Origin of the sequence: Cupriavidus basilensis (assembly GCF_000832305.1) — a bacterium.
In the GTDB taxonomy this organism is placed as follows: Bacteria; Pseudomonadota; Gammaproteobacteria; order Burkholderiales; family Burkholderiaceae; genus Cupriavidus; species Cupriavidus basilensis_F.
This window is the reverse complement of the sequence record NZ_CP010537.1, coordinates 2,226,747-2,252,963: the sequence shown is the minus strand read 5'-3', so window position 1 is coordinate 2,252,963 and position 26,217 is coordinate 2,226,747. Positions and strand designations below refer to the sequence as shown.

General features: G+C 67.3%; 23 protein-coding genes. 8 read left to right on the top strand and 15 right to left on the bottom strand.

What is annotated here, in order from left to right; genetic code table 11:
* Window positions 1–14: 14 nt before the first annotated feature.
* On the top strand, window positions 15–938 hold the full coding sequence (locus RR42_RS30655) for a LysR family transcriptional regulator (RefSeq protein ID WP_043355566.1): 924 nt from the start codon (window positions 15–17) through the stop codon (window positions 936–938).
* Window positions 939–948: 10 nt separating this feature from the next.
* On the opposite strand, the gene RR42_RS30650 is transcribed toward RR42_RS30655, so the two are convergent.
* Both RR42_RS30650 and RR42_RS30645 read right to left on the bottom strand, forming a co-directional pair.
* Entirely contained in the window at window positions 949–1,878 is a 930-nt protein-coding gene (locus tag RR42_RS30650; protein ID WP_043355565.1) for a sugar kinase, read from the bottom strand.
* A gap of 69 nt (window positions 1,879–1,947) precedes the next feature.
* Window positions 1,948–2,979 (bottom strand): SPFH domain-containing protein, encoded by a 1,032-nt coding sequence (locus tag RR42_RS30645; RefSeq protein ID WP_043355562.1) that lies wholly within the window; start codon window positions 2,977–2,979, stop codon window positions 1,948–1,950.
* Window positions 2,980–3,161: 182 nt separating this feature from the next.
* Here RR42_RS30645 and RR42_RS30640 point away from each other — a divergent pair, with 182 nt between their 5' ends.
* Window positions 3,162–3,875, top strand: a complete 714-nt coding sequence (locus tag RR42_RS30640; protein WP_043355559.1) for an NUDIX hydrolase — start codon at window positions 3,162–3,164, stop codon at window positions 3,873–3,875.
* A gap of 54 nt (window positions 3,876–3,929) precedes the next feature.
* Here RR42_RS30640 and RR42_RS30635 read toward each other — a convergent pair whose 3' ends face one another.
* Window positions 3,930–4,250 carry a hypothetical protein gene (locus tag RR42_RS30635; protein ID WP_043358233.1) on the bottom strand — a complete coding sequence of 107 codons (321 nt, stop codon included), beginning with the start codon at window positions 4,248–4,250 and terminating at the stop codon, window positions 3,930–3,932.
* A 172-nt stretch (window positions 4,251–4,422) separates the two neighbouring features.
* Between RR42_RS30635 and RR42_RS30630 the strand changes: the two genes are divergently transcribed.
* The gene (locus tag RR42_RS30630) at window positions 4,423–4,893 is read left to right on the top strand and encodes an Lrp/AsnC family transcriptional regulator (protein WP_006156337.1); all 471 of its coding nucleotides are present in this window, start codon (window positions 4,423–4,425) and stop codon (window positions 4,891–4,893) included.
* 16 nt (window positions 4,894–4,909) lie between these two features.
* Here RR42_RS30630 and bluB read toward each other — a convergent pair whose 3' ends face one another.
* From bluB to RR42_RS30595, 7 genes are all read right to left on the bottom strand, one after another.
* Complete coding sequence (gene bluB / locus RR42_RS30625) at window positions 4,910–5,587, bottom strand: 5,6-dimethylbenzimidazole synthase (RefSeq protein WP_201777371.1); 678 nt, start codon at window positions 5,585–5,587, stop codon at window positions 4,910–4,912.
* 121 nt (window positions 5,588–5,708) lie between these two features.
* A complete protein-coding gene (locus tag RR42_RS30620) occupies window positions 5,709–6,128 on the bottom strand; it encodes a type II toxin-antitoxin system VapC family toxin (RefSeq protein WP_043355556.1) in 420 nt (139 codons plus the stop codon).
* Window positions 6,125–6,370, bottom strand: coding sequence for a FitA-like ribbon-helix-helix domain-containing protein (locus RR42_RS30615; RefSeq protein ID WP_043355554.1), 246 nt, complete (start codon window positions 6,368–6,370; stop codon window positions 6,125–6,127). The genes RR42_RS30620 and RR42_RS30615 overlap by 4 nt, the downstream gene beginning before the upstream one ends.
* Window positions 6,371–6,427: 57 nt before the next feature.
* Window positions 6,428–7,645 (bottom strand): cystathionine beta-lyase, encoded by a 1,218-nt coding sequence (gene metC / locus RR42_RS30610; RefSeq protein WP_043355552.1) that lies wholly within the window; start codon window positions 7,643–7,645, stop codon window positions 6,428–6,430.
* 105 nt (window positions 7,646–7,750) lie between these two features.
* Window positions 7,751–8,695, bottom strand: coding sequence for a Bug family tripartite tricarboxylate transporter substrate binding protein (locus RR42_RS30605; protein ID WP_043358231.1), 945 nt, complete (start codon window positions 8,693–8,695; stop codon window positions 7,751–7,753).
* Between the two features lie 351 nt (window positions 8,696–9,046).
* Window positions 9,047–10,687, bottom strand: a complete 1,641-nt coding sequence (locus RR42_RS30600) for a rhodanese-like domain-containing protein (RefSeq protein ID WP_052495086.1) — start codon at window positions 10,685–10,687, stop codon at window positions 9,047–9,049.
* A 137-nt stretch (window positions 10,688–10,824) separates the two neighbouring features.
* Window positions 10,825–11,412 (bottom strand): cysteine dioxygenase family protein, encoded by a 588-nt coding sequence (locus tag RR42_RS30595; protein ID WP_043355550.1) that lies wholly within the window; start codon window positions 11,410–11,412, stop codon window positions 10,825–10,827.
* A gap of 137 nt (window positions 11,413–11,549) precedes the next feature.
* Here RR42_RS30595 and RR42_RS30590 point away from each other — a divergent pair, with 137 nt between their 5' ends.
* On the top strand, window positions 11,550–12,416 hold the full coding sequence (locus RR42_RS30590; RefSeq protein ID WP_043355548.1) for a LysR substrate-binding domain-containing protein: 867 nt from the start codon (window positions 11,550–11,552) through the stop codon (window positions 12,414–12,416).
* Between the two features lie 57 nt (window positions 12,417–12,473).
* Here RR42_RS30590 and RR42_RS30585 read toward each other — a convergent pair whose 3' ends face one another.
* Window positions 12,474–14,030 (bottom strand): methyl-accepting chemotaxis protein, encoded by a 1,557-nt coding sequence (locus tag RR42_RS30585; RefSeq protein WP_043358229.1) that lies wholly within the window; start codon window positions 14,028–14,030, stop codon window positions 12,474–12,476.
* A gap of 245 nt (window positions 14,031–14,275) precedes the next feature.
* Between RR42_RS30585 and RR42_RS30580 the strand changes: the two genes are divergently transcribed.
* Together RR42_RS30580 and RR42_RS30575 are read left to right on the top strand one after the other, a co-directional pair.
* The gene (locus RR42_RS30580) at window positions 14,276–15,817 is read left to right on the top strand and encodes a methyl-accepting chemotaxis protein (RefSeq protein ID WP_043355546.1); all 1,542 of its coding nucleotides are present in this window, start codon (window positions 14,276–14,278) and stop codon (window positions 15,815–15,817) included.
* A gap of 266 nt (window positions 15,818–16,083) precedes the next feature.
* Window positions 16,084–19,077, top strand: a complete 2,994-nt coding sequence (locus tag RR42_RS30575) for a transglycosylase domain-containing protein (protein ID WP_043355545.1) — start codon at window positions 16,084–16,086, stop codon at window positions 19,075–19,077.
* A 97-nt stretch (window positions 19,078–19,174) separates the two neighbouring features.
* On the opposite strand, the gene RR42_RS30570 is transcribed toward RR42_RS30575, so the two are convergent.
* From RR42_RS30570 to RR42_RS30560, 3 genes are all read right to left on the bottom strand, one after another.
* Complete coding sequence (locus RR42_RS30570; protein ID WP_043355544.1) at window positions 19,175–19,354, bottom strand: hypothetical protein; 180 nt, start codon at window positions 19,352–19,354, stop codon at window positions 19,175–19,177.
* A gap of 123 nt (window positions 19,355–19,477) precedes the next feature.
* Window positions 19,478–20,620 (bottom strand): DUF1275 domain-containing transporter, encoded by a 1,143-nt coding sequence (locus RR42_RS30565; RefSeq protein WP_043355543.1) that lies wholly within the window; start codon window positions 20,618–20,620, stop codon window positions 19,478–19,480.
* A gap of 25 nt (window positions 20,621–20,645) precedes the next feature.
* The gene (locus tag RR42_RS30560) at window positions 20,646–20,897 is read right to left on the bottom strand and encodes an HPr family phosphocarrier protein (RefSeq protein ID WP_269083405.1); all 252 of its coding nucleotides are present in this window, start codon (window positions 20,895–20,897) and stop codon (window positions 20,646–20,648) included.
* A 256-nt stretch (window positions 20,898–21,153) separates the two neighbouring features.
* Between RR42_RS30560 and RR42_RS30555 the strand changes: the two genes are divergently transcribed.
* Window positions 21,154–22,518, top strand: coding sequence for a M20/M25/M40 family metallo-hydrolase (locus tag RR42_RS30555; protein WP_043355539.1), 1,365 nt, complete (start codon window positions 21,154–21,156; stop codon window positions 22,516–22,518).
* Between the two features lie 40 nt (window positions 22,519–22,558).
* On the opposite strand, the gene RR42_RS39035 is transcribed toward RR42_RS30555, so the two are convergent.
* Window positions 22,559–25,126 carry an EAL and GGDEF domain-containing protein gene (locus tag RR42_RS39035; protein ID WP_158408325.1) on the bottom strand — a complete coding sequence of 856 codons (2,568 nt, stop codon included), beginning with the start codon at window positions 25,124–25,126 and terminating at the stop codon, window positions 22,559–22,561.
* 240 nt (window positions 25,127–25,366) lie between these two features.
* Here RR42_RS39035 and RR42_RS30545 point away from each other — a divergent pair, with 240 nt between their 5' ends.
* Window positions 25,367–26,056, top strand: coding sequence for a cobalt-precorrin-7 (C(5))-methyltransferase (locus RR42_RS30545; protein ID WP_043358227.1), 690 nt, complete (start codon window positions 25,367–25,369; stop codon window positions 26,054–26,056).
* Window positions 26,057–26,217: the final 161 nt, after the last annotated feature.

Here is a 26,217-nt window from a genome sequence, read left to right as displayed (position 1 = left end):
TCCAGGAGCAAGCCGTGATCGAAGTCAGGCACCTGCGCTCGCTGGTAGCGATTGCCGAATCCGGCAAGCTCGCCACGGCCGCCGAGCGCGTGCACGTCAGCCAGTCGGCGCTGTCCCATCAGATCAAAGGCATCGAGGCGCACTACGGCCTGCCGCTGTTCGACCGCACCCGCCAGGGCCTGCGTTTCACGCCGGCCGGCGACCGGCTGCTGGTGCTGGCGCGCGAGATGCTGGCGGCCATCAGCACGGCCGAGCGCGACCTGGCCCGGCTCAAGGGCGACACACGCGGCGAGCTGCGCATCGTGCTGGAGTGCCATACCTGTTTTGACTGGCTGATGCCCGTGATGGACGAGTTCCGCCGGCGCTGGCCGGAGGTGGAAGTGGACTTGGTGGCCGGCTTCCATGCCGATCCCCTGGCGCTGCTGGCCGAGGGCCGCACGGACATGGTGATCGGCTCGATGCCGGCGGCCAAGCGTGGCCTGGCGGTGGCGCCGCTGTTCCGTTTCGAGATCCTCGCGGTGATCGCCAACGAGCACCGGCTGCGCAACAAGCGCCGGGTCGAGGCGGCCGACCTGGACGGCGAAACGCTGATCACCTACCCGGTGCCGGACCAGCGCATCGACCTGATCCGCGAAGTGCTGGAACCCGCCGGCATCAAGTTGCAGCGGCGCACGGCGGAGTTGACGGTGGCCGTGTTGCAACTGGTGGCCAGCCGCCGCGGCGTGGCCGCGCTGCCCAACTGGGGCGTGAAGAACTACGTCGACCACGATTACGTGCTGGCCAAGCGCATCGGCGCCAAGGGTTTGTGGAGCGAGCTCTATGCCACCACGCCGGCGCCGCTCGCGCAGCGTCCTTATGTGCGCGACTTTGTCTCGATCGTGCGCGATACCTGCGCGGCCGAGCTGGATGGGATCGAACTGCTGCCCGAGGGCGAATGAGGGGGCGGCCCTACTGCACGAGCTGCCCGCTGCGCTCGGCCACGCCGATGCGGGCCTCGGTGCCCGCGTTGAATTGCAGGAAATCCGCTTCGATGCCGTCGCTGAAGATCACGCCGGTTTCCGGCATCAGCGAGCGCAGCACGATCTGCTCGCCGCGCGGCACGTTGCCGTAGACCAGTGTGGCCTGGCTGGCGCGGCTCGGAAAGGGCTCGCGCACCGCAAATACCAGCCGGTCGGTATCCCATGGCAAAGGTTGATACGCGGCTTCGGCGCCACCGTCGGGCTGCGCAATGGCGCGCGCGCCGGTCACGATGCTCTTGAGCCAGGCGGTGGACCCAAGTCCCGTGGAGACGATGACGCCGCTCGATGACTGCACCTCGCTGCGCGCGCCGAGCTGGATCTCGTAGCGCGCCGAGGTGTGGCTGCGCGGGCCGATAAAGAAGTCGTTGACCGCGTACAGTACCTGCTGGTCCGACAGTTCTGCGCGCGCCATGGTGACCGGGCGCGCGGGGCGGCGGTCCTGCATGGCTTCGGCCAGCACGCGCGCCAGGTCGCCCACCTTGAATGGCAGCAGCACACCGTCGTGGCGCGCCGGATCCGGGTTCACGCCGAGCAGCGGCTGGCCGTTCAGGTATTTCATGGTGTTGGCAACCAGGCCGTCCTGGCCCAGCGCCACCACGATGTCTTCCGGGCCGAACAGGAAGTTGGGCAGGAACTGGCGGTCCACCACCTGCCGGCGCAGGTAGCGCGACAGCACGGCGGCCACCTGTTCGCGCGCGGCAAGATAGGTGTCGTGTTCACGTTGGTAATCGGTGATGTCCGCGCCCAGGTGTTCCAGGTAGAAGCGTGCCTGCGCCAGCGAGTGGTAGCGCGCCAGCAACTCTTCCAGCCGTGTCTTGCGGGTCACCAGCACTACCTTGCGATCGGCGGTTGCGCTCATCGTTCTGGCTCCTTTTCTTTCAACTACTTAATGCCGCTTTAAGCGTCTTGAAGCTGCGCGGATCTTCGGTCATTTTGGGCGGCTGCTGCTCTGCGGTGCCAGCAGCGACTGAAGCAGCTCCGGCGACATATTCAGCTGCCCGATCTTCTCGGCCTTGTCGGCAATCCCGCCGAAGGCCTGCGCGATCAACTGGCCCGGCGCCATGCCCGATGCGGCCAGCGCCTGCACGATGCGCGCGTCGGCGCCTTGCAGGGCCTGCATCACGGCGCCCAGGCGGTGTGCCTCGGCCTCGGCGGTGGTGCGTGTGTTGTCGGCCTCCAGGCCCACGAACTCCTTGCGGCGGGCTTCCAGCGTGATCTGCGCTTCCATGGTGCTGGCCTCCAGTTCCGCCTGTTTCTTCTGCACCGCGGCTTCGGCTTCCATCTGGGTTTCGCGGATCGTGCGCTGCTTGAGCTCCACCGCGACTTCGGTGTCGAGCTCGCTTTCCTTGATGGCGCGTTCGTTTTCCACCGCGGCGTTGCGGCGGGCGTAGATGGCGTCGTCGGCCGCCTTCAGGATCTGCTCGCGGACCTCGGCTTCCAGCGCCCGCGCCGTTTCGGCGCGCGGCTTCACGGCCACCATCGAGAACGACAGGATTTCGAGGCCGAGGGCCAGCACGTCCGGATGCGCCTTGAGCGCGCCTTCGACCTGGCGGGCCATGCGGTCGGACGCCTGCAGCGCGCAGCGCAACGTTTCGACGCTCACGGCCTGCTGCACCAGTACCTCCACCACACCCTCCACGCGGGTGCGCAGGTTCTGCGGATCCTCGGAGATGTAGTTGCGACCGTCCGGCTTGAGCGCGAAATTGAGCATGGCGGCCGTCTTGCGCGGCTCGGTGATGCGGTAGGAGAGGTTGCCTTGCACGGTGACGGACTGGAAGTCGGTGGTGATCAGCTCGAAGATATACGGCAGGATCTGGCTGCCCACGGGCACCGCAACGAGGGATGTGGTGGGCGCGTAGTAGTAGAACGACTGGCCGCTGCCTTCGCGGATGATCTTGCCGCTCTGCATCTGCATCAGATAGGTGGTGGGATCTGCCTTGATGAATCGGATGCCGAACATGGTGGTCCTTTCCGGTGGTGTTGCTGGATTCGCCCGCGCCGGGCGCCTGGCATTAAGTGTGTCTGTGCCACTAATATAAGTGTGGCTGAGACACTTGTCAATCTATAATCCGGCGTGAACCGCTTATCCGACGTGAATCGCTTGAACCGCTTGAACCGCCTCCTTCCAGGAACGCCCGCCCGATGACGAAACCCACCACCGCCGCATTCCCGCGCCCGCTGACCACCGTCGACGTGGTCATCCTGACGATCCGTGCGGGGGCGCTGCAGGTCCTGCTCGTGCAGCGGCCGCAACAGTCCGGCGAGCCATTTCCTGGCCAATGGGCCTTGCCCGGCGGCTTTGTCGATATCGAACGGGACCAGGATCTGCAGGGCTGCGCGTTGCGCAAGCTGGCGGAGAAGACCGGGGTCAATAGTCCCTATCTGGAGCAGGTAGGCAGTTGGGGCAGCGCCACGCGTGACCCGCGCGGATGGTCCACCACCCATGTCTACGTTGCCTTGCTGGCGGATGACACGCTGGATCTGCAGAAGGGCGGCAACGCTGCCGGCCTGCGCCGGGCGCCGGTGCAGGGTGATGGCGTGGGGATGGCGCTGGCCTTTGATCACGCCATGCTGCTGAGCGCGGCGCTCGGGCGCGTGCGGGGCAAGACCGAGTACACGTCGCTGCCCGCGCATTTGCTGCCGGCCGCATTCACGTTAGGCGAACTGCAGCATGTCTACGAGATCGTGCTGGGCCGTCCTCTCGAAAAAAAGGCCTTCCGCACCCGCATGCTCGCCGCGGACTTGCTGGAAGACCTGGGCGCGCAAAAGGAGACCGGGCGCCGCCCGGCCTCCTTGTACCGCTTGCGCGAGCAGGCCGGCCTGGTCTACTTCACGCGCAGCTTCGAGCAGCGCTGAATCGGGTGGGAGCGGTGCCGGGCCCCATACCGGGCCCCGCTCTTTGGCAACGGCCTAGGCCAATGCCAGTGAAGGTTCCACCTCGTCACGCCGCGCCTCGGCGTGCGCCGGCGTCCCGGCAGCACGCTTGCCCGGCGCCGCGATCTCGAAGACCTCCAGCACGTCCACGCCGTTTTCCAGGCGCCTGACGAACAGGTCCAGCCGGTCCGCATCGTCCGCGCCGACCGACAGCGTGAGCTGGTAGGGCGCGGCGGCTTGCCCGAAGCACAGGTCGATCAGGTGCAGGCCAGTGCGGCGGGCGTTGGCCAGCGTCCATTCGACGGCGCCGAAGAGGTCAGTGCGGTCCAGCCGCAGGGCGAGGTTCAAGGTTGACATGGTATCGGCAGCAGTTTCAGTGGGGTTTGTGGCCGGGAAGGCATGCGACAAATTTACCAGCGCCACCCCAGAATGGGTTTCTTTATTGCCTCCGGTTTTGATCGGTTTGGAGATGAATTATCTGTAGATGGTAGAGTTACGGGTGATTCCTTCCTTGTGCTCGGCAGAAGACATGGCAACCTCCCCAAAACTGGACGAAACCGACCGCCGCATCCTGCGCGCGCTGCGGCGCGACGGCAGGCTCTCCAACCTCAAGCTGGCCGAGCAGGTTGGCTTGTCGCCCACGCCGTGCTGGAACCGCGTGCGCGCTTTGGAAGAAAGCGGTGTGATCGAGGGCTATGCGGCCCTGCTGAACCAGAAGGCGCTCGGCTTGCCCGACACAGTGCTGATCGAGGTCACGCTGGACCGGCACGACGACGACATGCTGGATCGCTTCGGCGAGGCGCTGGCCGAATTGCCGGAAGTGATGGAGGCGTACCTGCTCACCGGCGAATATGATTACCTGATCAAGGTGGCGGTGGCGGGCACGCAAGGGTACGAGGAATTCCTGCGCCACAAGCTCTACAAGCTGCCTGGCTTGCGGCACAGCCATTCCACCTTCGTGCTGCGCTGCATGAAGCGGGAGCCGTCAGTGGCGCCTTGAGCGGCCCGATGCGGCTTCAGGCGTCCGGGCGGTCCCAGGTGTTCGTGGACATCAGGTCCGCGAGCGGGCGGCCCTGGCGCCAGCCTTCCAGCTCCAGCATCGGCGCGGGGTAGAAGGCCTGCACGGGGCCGAGGCAGAGAATGGCGATAGGCTGGCCACCCGGCGGCAACCGCAACAGCGCAGCCAGCGCGTCGGGCGCGAACATCGAGACCCAGCCCAGCCCAAGGTTCTCCACGCGCGCCGCCAGCCAGAGGTTTTCAATGGCACAGGCCGCCGAGCACAGCGCCATCTCGCGCGGCATGGTGCGCCGGCCAAACACGGTGCCGTCATCCGGTGCCATCGCCACCACCAACAGCTCGGCGCACTCGCGCACGCCCTCCACCTTCAGCCGCAGGAACTCGCCATCGCGCTCGCCCAGCGCCACGGCGGTCTTCTGCCGTTCGGCCTCGACCAGCGCGGCGATTTCTTCGCGCACGGCGGCATCGGCGACGCGGATAAAGCGCCACGGCTGCATCAGCCCAACCGAGGGCGCACTGTGCGCGGCCCGCAGCAGGCGCATCAGGACGGCGTCATCGACCGACGCGCCCGCAATGAAATGCCGCATGTCGCGGCGCGACGCGATGAGACGGTAGAAGCTCTCCTGTTCCTCGGGCGAGAAAACGGCGGAGTGGCTTTCGGTCAGGGGTGCAGGCATCGCGGGGCGCAAGGGCAAAAGCCGGCATTGTATGCCTGTGCGAAGCGGCGGATCGCAAGGTGGGTTTGCGAAGGGCATGGTCAGGACGTAGCGCAGAGTCTTTGCGCTGACATGCTCGACGTTACTCGAGCCAAGGGTTCACCAGGCTCAGGCCTATTCCTTCGAAGTCCTTGCCGTTGCGAGTGGCAAGCACGGCGCCGTGGTGACGGCAAATAGCTGCAATCTGCGCATCTGCCATGCTGACGGGCCGTCCAGATCGTTCCCGCTGAGCCACGACTGCTGCGTAATGGCGGGCCGTATGTTCGTCGAATGGAAGTACCATGCCCGCGAATTCATCTTCAATCATTTGGAGTGCCGCTTCCTGGAGCCCGCCTTTCCTGCGTCCTTCGGGCAAACGGGCAATGCCATATAGAAGTTCAGCAACAGTCACCGCCGTAATCGCGTATTCATGCTGCGAGTGCAGGTCGAGCCAACGTACGACCGCTGGCTCAGGCTGGCCTCGCATGAATTCGGATAGCACATTGGTATCAAGTACGATCATTCGGGTAAATCCGCGGCCCGCGGTTGGTCGTCGCGCGGGGGAAGCTCGAGCCCTGGATCTGACAGGTTTGCGAAGCGCTGGCGCAGTCGACTTCCAAATGCACCGGGGCCAGGGGGTTTGTTCAGCGCACGCCGCAGAATGGCGCGAACTTCCTCTTCCATCGAGTGGCCGTGCTGCGCGGCCTCCATGCGCAAACGGGCCTTGAGTTCCTCATCCACATGACGGATGGTCAGTGTCGCCATGTCAGTCTCCTATGCTAGCAATGCATGCAATGCTAGCATAGGACGCAGATTGGTTCGCTAAGCCGTATCCAGGCGCGCCTCCAACGCCCGCCCGGCAACCCGGCCGCCGCCAATCACCTCGAACCCCCGTGCCAGATCCGCCAGCAGGTCGTCCACATCCTCCAGCCCGATATGCAGCCGGATCACCTGGCCGCGCCCGGACCAGTCGGTGACGCTGCGCGCGCCGCGCATGTCGGCGATCACGGCGAGGCTTTCGAAGCCTCCCCAGGAGGCGCCGATGCCGAACAGTGCAAGGCTGTCGATAAAGCGTTCGGCGGCGTCCGGTGCCACGGCGCGCAGCGCGAATGACAGCAGGCCGTTGGTGCCGTGGCAGTCGCGCTGCCAAAGCGCGTGGCCGGGGTCGCCGGGCAGGGCGGGGCAGAAGACCTCCGCCACTTCGGGGCGGGTGCGCAGCCAGTGCGCGACCGCCAGCGCACTGCGCTCGTGCTGGGACAGGCGCGCGCCGAGCGAGCGCATGCCGCGCTGGACCAGGTAGGCGTCGTCCGGGCTGACGCTGATGCCGAAGGCGTCAGCCACCGCGGCGAGTGCCGGCCAGGCGGCTTCCAGGGTACAGACCGTGCCCATCATCACATCCGAATGCCCGGACAGGTATTTGGTCGCGGCCATCAGGGAGATATCGGCGCCCAGCGCAAGGGGCTGGTACAGCAGGCCGGAGCCCCAGGTGTTGTCAGCCGCCACCAGCGCGCCGTGCCGGTGGGCGATGTCGGCGATGGCCGGCAGGTCGCACATCTCATAGGCCAGCGAACCTGGCGCCTCCACGTACACCAGCCGGGTTTCGCGCCGCAGCCTGGCTTGCAGGTCGTGGCCATCGGCCGCGTAGAAGCTGGCGGCGATGCCGTGCTGCGCCAGGAACCCTTCGGCCAGCTTGCGCACCGGCTCGTACACGCAATCGGGCAGCAGCACGTGCTGTCCGGGGCGCAGGTAGGCCAGCAGCGTCATCGCGGCGGCTGCCAGCCCGCTGGGGAACAGGCGCGTGCGGTAGCCGGCTTCCAGCTCGGTGACCATGTCTTCGAGCGCAAACGCCGTGGGATTGCCGCGCGCGCCGTAGGTGAACAGGCGTTCGCTGCCGCGCCGCGAGCGCATCTCGCGCATTTGTGCCACGGAATCGAACAACACGGTGCTGGCGCGCACCACGGGCGGGTTGACGGGCTGTCCGCCATCCACGGCGCTGGCGCGGCCGGCGTGCGCGAGGTGGGTAAGGATGCTGGGCTTCATGGCTTGGCCTGGTGGGGGGCCGCGCCAGGGTGGCGCGGCTGGTATGACAACTTGTGGTGGCAGGCAGCAGCAAGAGCCATGCCGCCTGCACCGGCTGCACCCGGATCAGTCCACGCGGGCGCCGGAGAGCTTGACGATCTGCGACCAGCGCGCGATGTCACCCTTGAGCTGCGCGGCGAATGCCTCTGGCTTGCTGCCCACCACGTCGCTGCCGCCTTCGTTGATCAGCTTCACCACCTCGGGCATCTGCAGTACCTGCAGGATGGCGCGGTTCAGGTAGGCGACGCGCTCGGGCGAGGTGCCGGCGGGGGCGAACACGCCGTACCAGTCCTCGAAACGGGCATTGCGGTAGCCCAGTTCCTCCAGCGTCGGCACCTTGGCGAACACGCCCAGGCGGCGCGGGCTGGTGACCGCCAGCGCGCGCATGCGGCCGGCCTGGATAAAGCCCGCCACCGAGGAGGTCGAGGTGATCAGCACGTTCACCTGCCCGCCCAGCAGGTCATTGATGGCCGGGCCGGCGCCTTTGTAGGGCACGTGCTGCAAGGCGATGCCGCTATCCTTGTCCAGCACCACGCCGACCAGGTGCGAGAGCGTGCCGTTGCCGGGCGTGGCAAAGGTGATCTTTTGCGGCTGGGCCTTGGCCTGCGTGGCCAGTTCGGCAAAGGTCTGCCACGGCGCGTTGGCCGCCACCACGATGGCCAGCGGCGCCGCATTGATTTGCGTGACCGGCATGAAGTTCTTGACCGGGTCGAAGCCAGGCGCGCTGTACAGCGTCGGGTTCACGGCCATGACCGACACCTGCGAGGTCAGCAAGGTGTAGCCGTCCGGCTTGGCCTCGGCGACGAAGCGCGTGCCGATATTGCCGCCGGCGCCGCCGCGGTTGTCGGTGACGGCGGTCTGGCCCAGCACTTCGCCGAGCCGCGTGGTGACGATGCGCGTGACGGCATCGTTGCCGCCGCCGGCGGGAAACGGCGAGACGAAGCGCAGCGGCTGCGAGGGAAAGCCGCCGACCGGCGCAAGCGGCTGTGCGCTGGCGGAGCCGCCGGCCATGGCGAGGGTGACGGTGACGATGGTGGCAAAGGTGCGGGTCAGGACTTGCTTGATGCGTGGCATGAAAAACCCCTGTGTATGTAGAGAGATGTCAGAGCAAAAGGGGACTGGGCAGGCTTTTCGTGGCCCCGCTGGCTGCTGTGGCGTGCCGGCTGCCGCCTCTCGCCCCCTTGTGTCCCCGGAGAGCCGGGGCGTCCCCTTGGCGCTGCACCGTCGAGCCGGATGGGAATCAATGCCTGGCGACTCGCCTTGTCAGCCATGCGTACCGTTGCCCGCCGCGAGGGGCGGGGCGTGGCTGCGTGACGGGCTCGGTCGCTGATGGCGGGTCATGTTGAAAGGACGCTGTGCGGATCAGGCGAAGCGGAACGTGGCCAGTTCCTGGGCGTCGAGCTGGGCGATCAGGTTGGTTTCCCAGGCCAGGTAGCGGCGAGCCGCCTCCTTGTTGCCGTCGTGACGGTCATGGACGAAGAACAGGAAATCGATGCAGCGCGCATCGGGCAGGCTGCTTGCTGCGTCGCCATCCCCGCCATCGCTTGCCAGCGCATGGCCTGCCGCTTGCCAGGCGCCTGTGCCACCGGCGAGCAGCCTGATGTCGCTGTAGCCAAGTGCGGCCAGTTCGCCGGCGGCCAGCGTGGCCATACCCGGTTGATCGTCATCGCCGATGAGCGCGATTGGCGTGTCGCGCGGCACGCCAGCGAGGTCGCGGGCAAACACCGGGCGGATCGACCAGCGGCTGCCCGGCACGTGCCCGGCGCGATACGCCATGCTGGCGCGCACGTCGAGCGCCAGCATCTGCCGCCCGGCCAGGCCCGCCGCCAGCGAGCGGGCATCGATGCCCGGCAAGGCACGGGAGGACGCCGCGGGCCCGGCGGGCGCGGCGAGGCCGTAGGCAAGCGCAGCCGCAAGCCCGCCTTCGAGCACCACGGCGTCATGGCCCATCTGGCGCAGCCAGCTCGCCACCACCGTGGCGCGCACGCCATCGGCATCGATCAGCACGAGGCGCGCGCGGCGCACGCCCACGTATTGGTCGGTAGCCTGCATCAGCTGGCCGCCCGGCGTGCTCTGGGCGCCGGGCACGGAGCCGGCGGCGTATTCCTGCGGCGTGCGCACGTCGCACAGGAAGGTGGTGCGCGAGCGGTCGTTGAGCCAGGCGAGCGCTTCGGCGGCGTCAATGTGCGGTACCGCAAAGCGCACCGCCATCGTCTGCGCCGCGGCCTGGGCGGCATCCAGCCCGGCAGGCGCGGCGCTGTCGGGATAGCGCCGCGTGCCGCCGTGCTCCAGCTTGTAGTCGTTCAGGTACCAGCCCTGGGTGCCGTTTTCCAGCGCGAACACAGGGTTGGGCACGCCGAAGTTGATCAGGGTTTGCGCGCCGATGATGCTGCGCGTGCGGCCAGCGCAGTTGATCACGATGGGCGTGGCCGGATCCGGCACCAGGTCGCGCAGCCGGTAAGCCAGCTCGCCGTTGGGGCAGCAGATGGCACCGGGAATGTTCATCTTGCGGAATTCCGAGACGGGCCGCCCATCAAGCACCACCGGGGCCTGCTCGCCTGCCTGCATGGCCGCCAGCTCCGTGGCCGAGACGCGCGGCGTGCCGTAATGGTGCTCGGCCAGCTCGCCGAAGGTCTTGGAGGGCACGTTGACGCCAGCGAACAAGGCGTAGCCGGCGGCCTGCCAGCCCGGCACGCCGCCGTCCAGCACGAACAGGCGGGTGTAGCCGAGAGTGGACAGGGCCTGGGCGGCGCGCGCTGCCACGCCGTCGGCGTTGTCCGCCAGCACGATGCGCGCCGCGGTGTTGGGGGCCAGGCGGCCGATATCCAGTTCCAGCCGGCTAAAGGGGAGCGGCACTGCGTAGAACGGATGGCCTTCGCCATACTGGCCATGCTCGCGGATATCGAACAGGGCGATCTCGTCTTGGTCGTGCAGCCAGGCCTTGAGGGTGACCGGGTCGACCTGGGTGTAGCGGGTGTCGGGCGTGTTCAGGATGGCGGGCATGCGTTTGTTCAGGCAAAAAGGGGGCCAGGCCTCCTGGCCGCACGCGGGCGGGAGGCAACTGGAAATGCGTTGGATATGGGCTTCGGCTGAAGCCGGGAGGTGGGTGGGTGGTTAGCGCCGCACCTCCCGGGTGCCGTTTAGCGGCGCGTCTTGACGCCCACGCTCATGGCCTGGCAGCGGCCGGTCTCGAGGTCGTAGGCAGTGCGCCCCGTCAGGGTTTCCAGCGCGCGGCCGTACATGTGCAGGTGGCGGATCACGGATTCGCCGCGGATTTCCACCGAGTGGATGTCCTCGGGCAGCAGCGCGATGCCCGACCCCGGGCCCACTTCCACCGTGTGCGAGTGCTTCAGCGTGCCGACGCCCGGCTCGCTGCCATCGTCGGTGCGCAGGTAGACGTCGTTGTACTCGGTGCCCACCACGCCGGCCACGCAGGCCCAGGTGGTGTGGTCGTGCGGGGGAATGCGCTTGCCGGGGCGCATGACGTTGAGGTACAGCGCGAAGGTCTGGTCGGGATCTTCCGCGATCAGGTAGCGGGCCTGGCGTTCGCCTTCCTCCGGTGGGGCGAACTCGCTCTGCGCCCACAGGTGCGGCTTGGCCGCGAGCTGCTCCACCTGGCCCAGCACGCTGGCCAGCGATTCCCGGGTGACGCCACCGCTAGCTACGATTTCCTTGATGGATTGAATTGTGTCCCCGACGGCGGCCTGGCGTTGTTGTGCGATCGACATGTCTCTAGAATCCTTGCTGAGTCTTGATGGTTCTCGGTTTGCGGGGTGGTACATAACCTTGCATGGTTTCACTGTAATGAAGGCTGGCGCCTGAAACCACTTAATCACTCATGAAAATACTTAAGCAAGTCTAATGGATGCGTAATCTCGATCTGGACCTGTTGCGCACTTTGGTGGCGATTGCCGATCACGGTACCTTTGCTGCAGCGGCGCAGCGGCTGCACCGCACCCAGTCCGCCGTCACCCAGCAGATGCAGCGGCTGGAGGAGCAGGTGGCGCTGGCGCTTTTCGAGCGGCAAGGGCGCGGCAAGCAACTCACGCGGCACGGCAACAAGCTGGTGGAATACGCGCGGCAATTGCTGAACCTGAACGACGAGGCGCTGCGCGTGCTGCGCGAAGGCGATCTGACAGGCTCGTTGCGGATCGGGGCGCCGCACGATGTGGCCGACACGATCCTGCCGCCACTGCTGTCGCATATCGCGCGTGCATCGCCCGCCCTGCGGCTGGAGATCCATGTGGGACGCAGCCCCTTCCTGATGGAATCGTTGCGGCGGGGGGAGATCGACCTCACCGTTTCCACCCGGGAAGACACCAGCCTGGACGGCCTGGTCTTGCGCACCTCACCCACGATCTGGGTTTGCGCGGCGGATTTCGCCTATGAGAACGGCAGCACGGTGCCGCTGATCCTGGCTGACGAGCCCAGCCTGTTTCGCAAGCTGGCGCTGGATGCGCTGAAGGAGGCTGGCGTGCCCTGGCGCGCGGCGTATTTCGCGCCGAGCCTGATCGGCATCAAGGCGGCGATCCGCGCCGGGCTGGGGATCACGGCGCGCAGCATCGACCTGCTGGGCGCAGACATGCGGGTGCTGGGCGACAAGGACGGGCTGCCGCGCCTGCCCGATGTGACGTATTACTTGTGGGCGCGGCCCAATGCGGCCAACCCGGTGGCGCGGCAGGTGTTCTCCATGCTCAAGACCACCTTGCAGCGCGGCATCACGGCCGTGTGAAGGTGGCTTGAGGATGGCTTGAGGATGGCTTGAGCTTGGCTTGGGGCCAGCAGTTCCTCAGGCTGCCGGCGCAAGCCGGAAGGCACCCACCGCCTCGGCAAGCTGGCGCGCCTGCGCTTCCAGCGATCCGGCCGCGGCGGCTGCCTGCTCAACCAGCGCCGCATTCTGCTGGGTGACGGTTTCCATCTGCGTCACCGCCTGGCTGACCTGCACGATGCCGGCGCTTTGTTCCAGCGACGCCGACGAGATGTCTTCCATGATCCGCGCCAGGCGGCCCACGGCATCCACGGTCTCGCTCATGGTCTGGCCGGCCTGGGCGACGAGCGCGTTGCCGGCGCCCACCTTGCTGGCCGAATCGTCGATCAGCGACTTGATCTCCCGTGCCGCGTTGGCGCTGCGCTGCGCCAGCGCGCGCACCTCGCCCGCCACCACGGCAAAGCCGCGGCCCGCCTCGCCCGCGCGCGCCGCTTCCACGGCGGCGTTGAGCGCCAGGATATTGGTCTGGAAGGCGATGCCGTCGATCACGCCGATGATGTCGGCGATCCGTTGCGAACTGCTGCTGATGTCGCCCATGGTCTGGACCACGCCGCGCACGTCGTCGCCGCCGCGCGTGGCCAGCCGCGCCGCTTCGGCGGCCAGCGCGCTGGCCTGGCGCGCGCTCTCCGTGTTGTTGCTCACCGTGGAGGTGAGCTCCTCCATGCTGGCCGCGGTTTGCTCGAGCGACGCGGACTGCTGCTCGGTGCGCGAGGACAAGTCTGTATTGCCGGCCGCGATCTCGCGCGCGCCGATGTTGACCGAGTCCGAGCTGGCGCGCACCTGGCTGACTGTGCGCGTGAGCGCCGCCTGCATGCGTGCCACGGCGGCCAGCACGCGGCCCACCTCGTTATTGCCGGCGGCAGCGGCGGGATGGCTCAGGTCGCCGTGCGCCACGCGGTCGAGGTGCTCGGCGGCCGTGGCCAGCGGCGCCACGATGGCCGCGCGCAGCCCGAGGTGCACCGCGACGATCAAGCCTAGCGCGGCAGCGATGCCAACCACCACGAGCTTCACCACCCACTGGTAGCGCGAGCTGCTAGTCTCGCTTTCCTGCTGCGCCAGCTGGCTCGCCTGTTCCTGGAAGCGCTCGACGCCCACCGAATATTCGGCCCCGGAGGCGGTGATGTCGCGCTCGTTGATCGCCGCGTAGGCCGCGGGGTCTCCCGCGCGCAAGGCGGCCAGGGCTCGCTCGACCGTGCCGGCATGCCGGCGCGCGGCATCCACGACCTGGCGGCGCTGGGCGTCGTCCTGGCCTTCCAGCACGGGCGCGGTCGCGAAGCGCTGCAACGCCTCGGCCGAGCGCTTGAGCGATTTGCCGGCGGCGTCGAGCGCGCCGGTGTTGACTTCGGTGCTGCCTTCGCGGGCCGAGGCGTAGGCGCGCGCGAGCGCCGAGCGCGCCCGGGTCATGTCCTTGTACGCGTCGTTGAGCAGCAGGGCGCTGGCGGAAAGCTGCTCCACGCGACCGGTCGCCTGGTCCGCGGCGCGCAGCGCGAGCACGCCAACGCCCGCGCCGAACACGATCATGCAGGCAAAGGTCACCAGGACTGCCAGCAGGGCAGTGCGCACGCTCAGGTTTTTCATCATCGTCTGGAACAAGGGTTTGAGATCACTGGGCTAACGGACGGCTTTGGCCGGACTTGACCGAGGCCGGCGCGCGGACGCATGAAAATTTGCGCAAAATCAATCGCGGGCCCCGAATTCGCCCTTCAGGTGCGGTTTTGCGCACAATTGATAACGCGGCCTCAAGTTGTTGCTGCACCACACCGATAGATTGGTTTTCCGCCCAGCGCGGCATTCCAGCCTTTCACTATCCGGGCCTCTTTCCCATGCTTGCCAGCCTCACCATCCGCGCCCGCCTCATTGCCACCGTCTCCCTGCTGTTCCTGCTTGCGCTTGGCGTGGGTGTGGCCGGCTTGCTTGGCTTGCGCGCCGCCAACGACGCCCATGAGTCCACTTACTCGAACCAGCTTGCCTCCGCCCTGGCGCTGGGCGAGGCGGACCTGAGCCTCACCCGGGCGCGTACCGCGCTGGACCGCGCCATGCTGTACCCGGACAGCCCGGAAGCTCCCGGCCTGCTGGAGCGCACCGAAGAGCTCACGCGGCGCTCTGACGAGGCCTGGAAGCGCTTCATGGTCCTGCCGCGCGACAGTGAGGAAGACCAGCTCGCGGTGGCCGTGGCGGCCAAGCGGGATGCCGCCAACCGCGAAGGCATCGCCGCCATCATTGCTGCGCTGCGCGCCAAGGATCGCGCACTGGCCGACCAGATCATGGATGGCAAGCTGTCCCGGCTGTTTCGGGATGCCAACGACAGCAGCCTGAAGCTGAGCCGGTTCCAGATGAAGATGGCCGCGGGCAATTTCGAAGCGTCGCAGGTGGCGTACCGGCATTTTCGCCATGGCGTGATTGCCGCGATCGTGCTGGCGCTGCTGGTGGCGGCCGCCTGCGCGGTGTTCCTGCTGCGTGCCATCGTTGGCCCGCTGGAACTGGCGCTGACGCAATTCGACCGTATCGCGGCCGGCGATCTGAGCCACGCGGTGCAGGTCACGCGCCGCGATGAAATGGGCCGCTTGCTGGAAGGCCTCGCGCGCATGCAGGCCAGCCTTGCGCTTACCGTGGGGCGGGTGCGCCAGGGCTCGGATGCGATCACGGCGGCCACCCGGCAGATCGCCGCGGGCAACGCGGATTTGTCCAGCCGCACGGAAGCGCAGGCTGCCTCGCTTGAGGAAACCGCATCTAGCATGGAGCAGATGACCTCCACCGTGCGCCAGAACGCAGACAACGCGCGCCAGGCCAGCCAGCTTGCCGTCAGCGCGGTCGAGGTGGCTAGCCAGGGCGGTGCGGTGGTGGGCGATGTGCTGGCCACCATGGGCGATATCAGTACGGCGGCCAGGACGGTCGCAGAGATCATCGGCGTGGTCGATGGCATCGCCTTCCAGACCAATATCCTGGCGCTCAACGCCGCCGTGGAAGCTGCCCGCGCGGGGGAGCAGGGGCGTGGGTTCGCGGTGGTTGCCGGCGAAGTGCGCGGGCTGGCCCAGCGCAGCGCCGGGGCGGCCCGCGAGATCAAGTCCATGATCGAGACGTCGCTGGCGCATGTGGCTTTGGGCAGTGGCCAGGCCGGGCGCGCGGCCAGCACCATGGAGGAGGTGGTTGCGGCAATCCGCCGGGTGACCGATATCATGAGCGAGATTGCGGCGGCTTCGGTCGAGCAGAGCAGCGGCATCGAGCAGGTCAATCAGGCGGTGGCGTCGATGGACCAGTCCACCCAGCAGAACGCAGCGCTGGTCGAGGAGGCCGCTGCGGCTGCCGCGTCGCTGGAGGACCAGGCGCGCCAGCTTAACCAGGCCATCGCGGCGTTCCGCGTATAGGCGGCCCCAGGGCGTGCCGGGAGCGTCGGGAGCGCCGGTGAGCGGCGGGAAATGATGGGAACATGGCAGCAAACGCCGGGATGGCGCACGCGCACTTTGTGCGTTAGGCCCCATTAGACTAGGGTATACGTTGTGACGAGAGTGGCGAAATGGTGCCATCGTTGCCAGCAGGCGCCCGGCATAGGCCGACGCGCCGGGAAAAGCCCCGGTTTCCTCGCAAACGGACCTGAATCGTGCGTCGACGTGTCTGGCCCAGGCTCCTGGTATTGGCTCTGCTTGTAGGGGGCGGTTACCTCCTTTGCGCCGTCGTTGCCGAGGAACTTGCCACCTCGCGGTTGCAGGCGCGCTACTTCGCCGGGCGGGCGAAAGATGTCGCCTTCGCTGTGAAGGACGGCCCGAGCGAACGCATCCGCTTTCCGGACGACGGCCCCTATGACCTGCGCTTCGGCTATAGCCGGATCCCGCAGTTCACCGAATTGCTGGAAGCGCGGGGCTTTCGGCGCGAACGCCAGGCACGGTGGTCCGACCGCATGCTGGAACTGACGGACTCCGGCCTGTTCGCGCCCTATCACGAGAAGACCCAGGCCGGCCTGGACCTGCTCGACTGCAACGACCTGCCATTTGGCGCCAGGCGCACACCGCCTCGTACCTACGCCAGCTTCGCGGACATTCCGGCCCTGCTCGTGAACGCGCTGCTCTTCATCGAGAACCGCGATTTGCTCGATCCCGAATTTCCCACGCGCAATCCCGCGCTGGACGTGCGGCGCTTCACGCGCGCCGCATTGGATCAGGGCGTGCATTTCTTCAACGACAAGCACGACGCCGCCGGCGGCAGCACGCTCGCTACCCAGATCGAGAAATACCGGCATTCGCGCGCCGGCCGCACCGGTTCGCCCAAGGAAAAGCTGCGCCAGATGGCCAGCGCATCGATGCGCGCCTACCTGGACGGCCCGAACACCGTGGCCGCCAGGGAGCGCATCTTGCTGGATTACCTCAACACCGTGCCGCTCTCGGCCCGGGCCGGCGTGGGCGAGGTCAACGGACTGGGCGATGGCCTGTGGGCCTGGTACGGGCAGGACTTCGACGAGGCCAACCGCTTGCTGGCGAGCGCCGCCGGGCCGGGACCCGGCGCGGGACAGGGCGAGGGCGAACTCGGCCAGCGGCAGGCGCGGGTGTTCAAGCAAGCGCTCTCGCTGATCATTGCGCAGCGCGGGCCATCGCATTTCCTGCGCCGCGATACCGCCACGCTGGTGGAGTTGACCGACAGCTATATCCGCTTGCTCTCGGCCGCCGGCGCCATCCCGCCCTGGCTGCGCGACGCTTCGCTGGCCCAGTCCTTGACGCTGGGCGCCCCGGCGCTGGACCGGCCGGAGGTGTCATTCATCTCGCGCAAGGCCATCAGCGGGGTGCGCACCGATTTGCTGCGCTATCTTGACCTTGGCAGCAGCTACGAGCTGGACCGGCTCGACCTGACTGCCCACAGCACCATCAACACGGGCCTGCAACGGGTGGTCACCGAGGCGCTGTTGCGCGCGGGCACGCGTGATGGCGCGCATGGTTTCGGGATGTACGGCCACAACCTGCTGCGCGAGGGCGACGACCCGGGCAAGCTGGCGATCAGCTTCACGCTCTACGAGAAGGTCGACGGCGCCAACCTGCTGCGCGTGCAGGCCGACAACCTGGACCTGCCGTTCGACCTGAACCGCGGCGCGCGGCTGAACCTGGGTTCCACCGCCAAGCTGCGCACGCTGGTGACCTACCTGGAAATCCTCTCCGAGCTCCACGAGAAATATGCCGGCATGTCCGCCGCCGAGCTGCGCGAAATCAAGCCGGCCAAGCTGGACGCACTGACCCAGTGGGTGGTGAGCTACCTGCTCGCCGCGCCCGACAAGAGCCGCCGCGCCATGCTGGAAGCCGCCATGCTGCGCCGCTATTCCGGCAGCGCGGGAGAGGCCTTCTTTACCGGGGGCGGGCTGCAGACGTTCAGCAACTTCGAGCGCTGGGAAAACATGAAGATCATGACCGTGCGCGAAGCGTTCGAGCACTCGGTGAACCTGGTCTTTATCCGCCTGATGCGCGATATCGTGCGCTACGAAACCTATCGCCTGCATCCCGATGCCGACGACTGGCTGAACAATCCGGCCGCGCCGCAGCGCCGCGCCTACCTGGTGCGCTTTGCCGACAAGGAGGGCAGCGACTACCTGCGTGCCTTCTATGGGAAATATCGCGGCATGAGCCAGCAGGAAGCGGCCAGGCGCGTGCTCCAGAACCGCCACTTCTCGCCGGTGGGGCTGGCGGTGACGCTGCGCAGCATCGATCCCGACATCGATCCGGCGCAGTTCAACAAGGTGATGCTCGCCACCCTGCCCAAGGCGGGGCTGACCGATGAGAAGCTGGCCAAGCTGTACAGCAAATACGGACCGACCAGCTTTTCGCTCAATGACCGGGGCTACCTGGCGCGGGTGCACCCGCTTGAGCTATGGCTGCTCAATTACCTGCGCCAGCACCCGGACGCCAGCCTGGATGAAGTCTTGCGCGACAGCACCGAGCAACGCCAGGAGGTGTATGCGTGGCTGTTCAAAACCCGCCATCCCGGCGGCCAGACGCGCCGCATCCGCAGCCAGCTGGAGCGCCAGGCCTTTGTTGAAATTGCGCGCCGGTGGCAGCGCCTGGGCTATCCGTTCAGCGCGATCACGGCGTCCTATGCCTCGGCGATCGGCGCGGCGGGGGACCGGCCGGCTGCGCTGGCCGAGCTGGTCGGCATCGTGCAGGGCAATGGCGTGCGCCAGCAGGCCACGGCGCTGCGCAGCCTGGAGTTTGCGGCAGGCACGCCGTACGAGACTGATTTTGGGTTGGGGCAGAAGGGCACGCGCTTGCTGAGCGAGGATATCACCGAGGTGGTACGCGCCGCGCTGATCGGCGTGGTGAATTCGGGCACGGCAGGCATGCTCAAGCCAGCGCTGGGTGGCAGCGGCATCGTGGCAGGCGGCAAGACCGGCACGGGCGATCATCGCTACGAAGTCTACGGGCCCGGTGGCAGGCTGATTTCGTCGCGCGTGGTCAGCCGCTCGGCCACCTTCGTGTTTTTCCTTGGCGAGCGCTACTTCGGCAACGTCACGGCGTACGTGCAGGAGCCCTATGCCGCGCGCTACGCCTTCACCAGCGCGCTGTCCGTGCAGTTGCTCAAATCGCTGGCGCCTACCATCCTGCCACTGGTGCGCGACGGCGGCGTGCGTTCGCCGCTGGCGTGCAAGCACTGAGCGGCAGCGCTGCCGGGGAAACCTTGGCCGATCCACTTGCAGTGTCTGCGGCCGTGCGCCTGGCCAGAACCGCTTCGCTTCATTTTGAAACGGCCTCTCAATCCCAGCTATGTCGTCGGGCGCAGTAATTGTCCTCGGAGGTGCGGGCGTGCCGTTCGTACTCGGCAATGACCTGCAAGGTGGCGGACTGGAGCAGGGAGCCTGCGGTGAGCAGGGCCGCGAGATCGCGCAGGCCCTGCAGGCAGGTCACGGTGGGGGGTAAGGCTTGGTCCTGCATGATGCGTTGCTGGCTCGGTGATGGGCGGGATGTGCCTCCCGACGATTCGATTGTAGGTAGCGCCGGCCGTGCCAAATGCAAACCAATGTGTCCACGCGTACCTTCAGGGCCTGGAATCGAAAATCAGTTGCTCCGGAGCCACGGAACATAGCGCGCGAGGAGCGCCGCCATCACAATGGCGCCGCCTATCCACAGCACGATGATGACCGCGGCCGCTACGCGGCTGCTTGGGCGTTGCCCGGCCGCAACGGCGGCGGCCCGGTACTCGCGCATGAGGTCCGGCGGGATCATCCGGATGGCCAGCATGACCCCGAGCGGCACCAGCACGACGTCGTCCAGGTAGCCGAGCACCGGGATGAAGTCGGGGATCAGGTCGATCGGCGACAGCGCGTAGCCCGCCACCAGCAGGGCCGTGGCTTTTGCGTACCACGGCGTGCGCGGGTCGCGCGCGGCCAGCCACAGGGCATGGACATCGCGCAAGACCTCGCGCGCCCATTTGCGCCCGTTGGCGGCCAGCCGCGCGCCGTGGGCCCGCGCATCGTCCACCACCGGCACGAACGCGAGCACCAGCAGCAACGCCGCCAGCGCCAGCGTGGCGCTGAATCCCAGTTGCTTGAAGCCCAGCGCGCCGACGACGCCGCCGAAGAAGAACAGCGTCACCAGCGTGGCCAGCATGCGCAGCCGGGACCGGTTGGCCAGCACCGGCGGCCTGGCCTCGTCGGATTTGGCGAGGTTCCAGTAGAACAGCTTGCCGAGCTCGATGCCGATATCGGTCACCATCCCGGTGAGATGGGTAGTGCGGATCTCGGCGTGGGAAATCTTGGTGATCATGGCGTTTTGCAGGCCCATGATGAAGCACAGCACCATCACCGTGGCGGGTATGAACAGCCATTGGTGATTGCCAAGGTTGCCGCCGAGCAAGCCAAAGCACAGCAGCAAAATGGCCTCCAGCATCAGGGGCAGGGCATATTCGCTGTTCAGGTGCTCGCGCCGCGCCCAGTTGATGAGCACGGCGGAAGTGGCCGCGCCAGCCAGGAAGGACAGCAGTGCGCCAAGTCCCTGCAGGAGCAGCCCGACCTGCCCCAGCGCCAGGTGGTCCGCCATGGCCGAGACGATGCCCGTCATGTGGGAGGTGTACTGCTGGACGGCAAGGAAGCCCCCGGCGTTGGTGGCGCCGGCCACAAAGCTGAGATAGCCGGCAAGCTGCCGGTTGGCGCGCGGGCTGCGTACCCGTCCGGTGAGGTTGCGCAGGTAGGTGATGGGCATGGTCGCTGACTGCCGGGCCGGCCGCTTAGTCGGTCAGCAACGCGCAGATGACGCGCAGCGCCACCGACTCGTCCGGGCCGCTGGCCTGGATGCGCAAGCGCAGGCCGGCGCGCGCCGACAAGCGCATGACCTCGGAGACATTCTTGGCGTCCGCCGCGCAGTCGTTGCTGCTCAGCTGGATGTTGCACTCGAACTGGCTGGCCGTGGTGGTCAGCCGTGTGGCCCTGCGGCCCTGCAAGCCGTGTGGGCTGGACATCTCAATCGTTGCTTCTACCACATCACCCTCGGTAAAACCTCTATGCAGCGTGGACACCGGGCAAGCCGGAAGGCGGGCAACAGGCACGGCATGGCCTGACGCCAAGTACTGAATGGTAATCCAATTACCTTGCCCGGCACATGGATGCCACATGCCGCCCACTGCTTGCTGCCCACTATCTCCCGCCTCGCTGGCAGAATATGGCTTCGCCCGGCCATGCCCGATGCCTGTGCCGTTTGTCTTGCCGCCATGTTCTTTCCGGAGCCATCGCCCCACCATGCAAGCACGCCCCCAATCTGTTGCCGTCCCGTTCCGTCCGCTTTCCGTGGTGCTCGCGGCGCTCGCCCTGGCAGGCAGCCATGCCGTTGCGCAGACCATCCCCGTGCCAGCGGTCTCGCCCGCGGTGGAGCGCACGTACGCCGCGCTCGAAGCCGCCCCGCTGGTCAGGAAAGTGCTGGCCGACGTGAGGGCGGATGACGCGCGCTCGCTGAGCGATCTCAAGGCGCTGACCGAGATCCCCGCGCCGCCGTTCAAGGAGAAGGCACGGGCCGAGCATTTCCTCTCCCGGCTCAAGGCGCTTGGCCTTGCCGATGCGCATATTGATGCCGAGGGCAATGCCATCGGCATCCGCAAGGGCAGCGGGAATGGCCCCAAGCTGCTGATCTCGGCGCATCTGGACACGGTCTTTCCCGAAGGCACCGATGTCACGGTCAGGCCGCGCGATGGCCGTCTCTATGCACCAGGCATCTCGGATGACACGCGCGGGCTGGCGGTCCTGTTGTCATGGCTCAAGGTGCTCAACGACAACCAGGTGCGCACCGTGGGAGACCTGGTGTTCGTTGGCAACGTGGGCGAGGAAGAACTGGGCAACCTGCGCGGCATGAAGGCCGTGTTCCGCGACCACCCGGATATCGACGGCATGGTCGGGCTGGAGCCAGGCGTGGGCGACCGGGTGCTGTCACTCGGCACCGGCAGCCATCGTTACGAGGTGACGTTCCGTGGCCCGGGGGGCCACAGCTTCGGCGCCTTCGGCCTGCCCAGCGCCATCCACGCGATGGGACGGGCCATTGCCAAGGTGAGCGACGTGCGCCCGCCCGAGGATCCCAAGACCACGTTCACGGTGGGCACGGTGGGCGGCGGCACGTCGGTCAACGCGATTGCGGGCGATGCGCGCATGGCGGTGGATATCCGCTCCAACGCTACGCCGTCGCTGCTGGAAACCGAGAAGCAGATCATGGCGGCCATCGAGGCCGGGGTTGCCGAGGAAAACCGCCGCTGGCATCCGGCCGACGCGGCCAGCCAGATCACCTACCAGGTCAAGCAGATCGGCGACCGTCCGGCGGGCCGCACGCCGCCTGACGCCACTATCGTGCAGGCGGCGGTGCGCGCCATCAAGGGTTACGGCAAGGGCACGCCCAGCCTGCGCGGCGGCAGCACCGACGCCAATGTGCCGATGTCGCTCGGCATTCCCGCCATCATCATCGGCAGCGGCGGCAAGACCGGCGGCTTCCATGCCCGCGATGAGTGGTACGACCCGACCAACGCCTGGGAAGGCGCCCAGGTCGGGCTAACCACTGTGCTCGGGCTGGTGGGCGTGCAGGGCGTGAGCCAGCCGTTGCTGGAAAAGCGCGCCGCCAGGTAGCCAGCGGGCGGTGTCGGCCGAGCCGCCACCGCCGCTTCTTTCAACGCCGCGAATGCATCTCTCCATGTTCCGCCGGATGCGGCTCAACCGCCCGCGGCGCGGCGATCCATTTCGCCACCGCCAGGGCATCCAGCGGGCGCGAGAACAGGTAGCCTTGCCCCATATGGCATCCCTGCGATAGCAGGAAGCGCCGCTGGGCTTCGTTTTCCACGCCTTCGGCGATCACCGCAAGCTTCAGGCTGTCGCCAATGCGGATGACGGCGCTGGCCAGCTCGCGGGCGGCGGCATCGCTTTCCAGGTCGATCACAAAGCTCTTGTCCAGCTTGAGCTGGTGCACCGGCAATTGCCTGAGGTAGCCCAGGCTGGAATATCCGGTGCCGAAGTCGTCCATGGACAAGCGCACGCCCTGCGCGTGGATGGCGGCAACGGTGGCGGCGAGGCTCGCGTCATCTTCCATCAGCAGCCCTTCGGTCATTTCCAGCACCAGCGCCTGGGCGGGCAGCCCATGGCGGGCCAGGGTCTCGGCCACTTGCGCCGGCAGCCCCGGGTCGCGGAAGCTGGCGGGGGAGATATTGACGGAGATCGTGGGTACGGAAAGCCCTTCCCGGCGCCACGCGGCCAGCTGCGCGCACGATTGCTCCAGGACCCAGCGATCCAGCGCGCCGATCAGGCCGCTGTCTTCGGCCAGCGGCACGAAGCGGTCCGGCGACACCATCCCAAAGTGCGGATGGTGCCAGCGCACCAGCACCTCCAGGCCGTAGAGGCGCCCATCGCGCAGGAACACCTGGGGCTGGAAGTTGAGGTGAAGCTCCTCGGCCAGCAGGGCGTCGCGCAGCGCGGACTCCAGCGCCAGGCGCTCCTGGGCGGCCCAGTTCATCTCGATGCTGAAGAAGCGGAACAGGTTGCGCCCCGCGGCCTTGGCGTCGTACATGGCCATCTCGGCGCAGTGCAGCAGGTAGTCCAGCGCGTCGCCGTCGGCCGGGAACATGCTGATGCCGATGCTGGCCGAGGGTGCAATGCTGGCGTGGTCGATGCGCAGCGGCTGGCGCAGCGCGGCCAGGATGCGCTTGCCCGCCGCAATGGTCTGGGCGCGGTCGCTGTCGGGCAGCACCAGCGCGAATTCGTCGCCCGACAGCCGCGCCACCAGCGCGGAATCCCCGGCGTGCGCGCTAAGGCGTTGCGCAACCTCGCGCAGCAGCTTGTCGCCGCCGACGTGGCCGAGCGAGTCGTTGATATGCTTGAAGCGGTCCAGGTCGACGAACAGCACGCTGAGCGTGGTGCCGGCCGAGCGTGCCGCGAGCAGCAGGGTGCCGGCCTGCATCTGCAGCAGGCTGCGGTTGGGCAAGCCGGTCAGTGAATCGTAGTGGTCGAGCTGCAGGATCCGCTCGGCGGCTTCCTCGCGCTCGAATGCGAGCTTGCACAGCGAGGCGCATACCTCGGCCAGTTGCTGGTGGAAGGCGTCGGGCTGGCGGACGGTGCGGCAGTAGAAGGCCAGCGTGGCAAGCACCCGCCCATCGCTTGCCTTGATCGGATAGGACCAGCATGCCGCCAGGCCGAGGGGTAGGGCGAGATCACGAAAATCCACCCATAGCGGATCGTTGGCGATATCACTGACCATCACCGGCTCGCCCAGCCACGCGGCCGTGCCGCAGGAGCCCACGGATGGCCCGATGGTCAGGCCGTCCAGCGCCGCCGCATAGCCCGGCGGCAGGCCGGGCGCGGCCAGCGGGTGCAGGCGGCCATCGGCGTCCACCCGCAGCACGGACGCGATCACGGAGGGTGCCACGCGTTGTACTTCTTCGCAGATCAACTCCATCACGGCCGGCAGCGGCTGCTCCATCACCATGGCTTGCAGTACCTTTCGCTGCAGCATCTCGTAGGCCCGCTGCTGGGTGATGTCGGAGAGGATGACGATGGCGTGATGCCGGTCGCCGGTCGCGCTGACCAGATGGCGAACGGTGGCGCTGACCCAGAGTGCGCTGCCGTTGCGAGCATACACCAGCGCCTCGTGGCGCTCGCCGCCCGGGGATGAGCGCTGGGCATGCAAGCGTTGCATCACGCCGGGATCGGTGAACTCGCCGGCCAGTATCTCGCGCGGGGTCTTGCCCCTCAGCTCCCAGGGCTTGTAGCCCAGCATGCGCGTGAGCCCGGCGTTGGCGTACACGATGTGCCAGTCGGCATCGACCACCAGCACGGCGCTGTCGATCTCGTCGGCAATGACGGATAGCAACGGGTGATCGTCGCGGCTGGCATCCGGGGGGCTGGCCACCTTCACCAGCAGCGTGCGCAGCGTAGCGTCTCCCAGGCGGGTGCTGGATTCCGCGACATGGCCAAAGCGAAGTTCGCCATCCGGCCTCAGGATCTGGACGGCGGGCAAGGGCTGGGCACGCTGCGCGTCGGCACCCGGCAGCTTTTGCACGAGCGCCTCCACGTTCATGCCGAAGACTTGCGTACGGGATGCGCCATAGAGTGCCTCCGCAGCAGCGTTCAGGAAGATCACCTTGTTGTCCGTGTTCAGGATGAAGACGGCATCGGTGGCTTGCTCGAGCGAAGTGCGGAACAACTGATGGGGGTCGGCTATGCTGAGCGCTTTGTCTCTATCTGGCATGAGTGAGGTAAACGTCGCTAACGACCGAGGATGCCTGCCTTGCCCGGTGGGGCTCGCGGGACATTGACTCGGCTCTGAAGCAGGTATCGGCATCCGGTGCCGGATCCTGAAGTACTTTTTTTGCGCCGGCGTTCCCCGGCGCAGGCCTTGCGCTCCGATGGCTTGGCATAATTGCGCCCTGTCTTGACGGGGCGATGCGCGCGCCGTCCCTTTTTGCATCGATCGATGCGGGGATTCTTCATGATCATCTGCGCCGGCGTTGGCCCCGGGCACCTCGACTTCCTGACCCACGGCGTGGCGGAACTGATCCGTGGCGCCGACATCGTGGCTGGCTTCGACACGGTCATCGACGCCGTGCGCCCGCTGGTGCCGCCGGCGGCCCAGGTGGTCACCATGGGATACCAGGACCAGGTGGAGCGGCTTGCCTGGGTTGCCGCCGAGCACCATGGCGGCCGGCGCTGCGTGGTGCTGTTCATGGGCGACATGCATTTCAGCGGCTTCCAGTACCTGGAGCGGGTCGAGCGGGCATGCGGCCATCCGGTGGATACCGTGCCCGGCATCTCTTCGGCCCAGGTGCTGGCCGCGCGCGGCAAGGTTTGCTTTGACGAGACCACCTTCCTGACTTTTCACCGGCGCGGAGACCTGGAGCCGTTCAAGCGCCATCTTGTGCACGTGCTGGCGGACCAGCGCAACGCCATCGTGATTCCGCGCCCGTGGGATTTCATGCCCAGCGATATCGCCGCCTGGCTGGTCGCGCAGGGCGCGCCGCCCGAGCATCCGGTCGAGGTCTGGGAGAATCTGACGCTGGCCGATGCGCACTGGCGTGGCACGCTGGCCAGTTGCACGCCGGCGTTCACCGATATGAGCATCATGCTGATCCGTGCGCTGGCGCCAATGGCCAGCCAGATCGAGCCGCCGAGCCTTGCGTAGCCCCGCGCGCCGGCCGCGCCCGGCAGGTCCCGGCGTTGATCTGCCGCAATTCGGCCGCATTGTCCGCTTGCACTGCCCCGCGCACGGAGTAGAGTCCATTTTCGGATAGTCGCAAAAAACGTCAGCAACCGTGTGCAGGGGTCTGCGGATCGGAGGGAGAA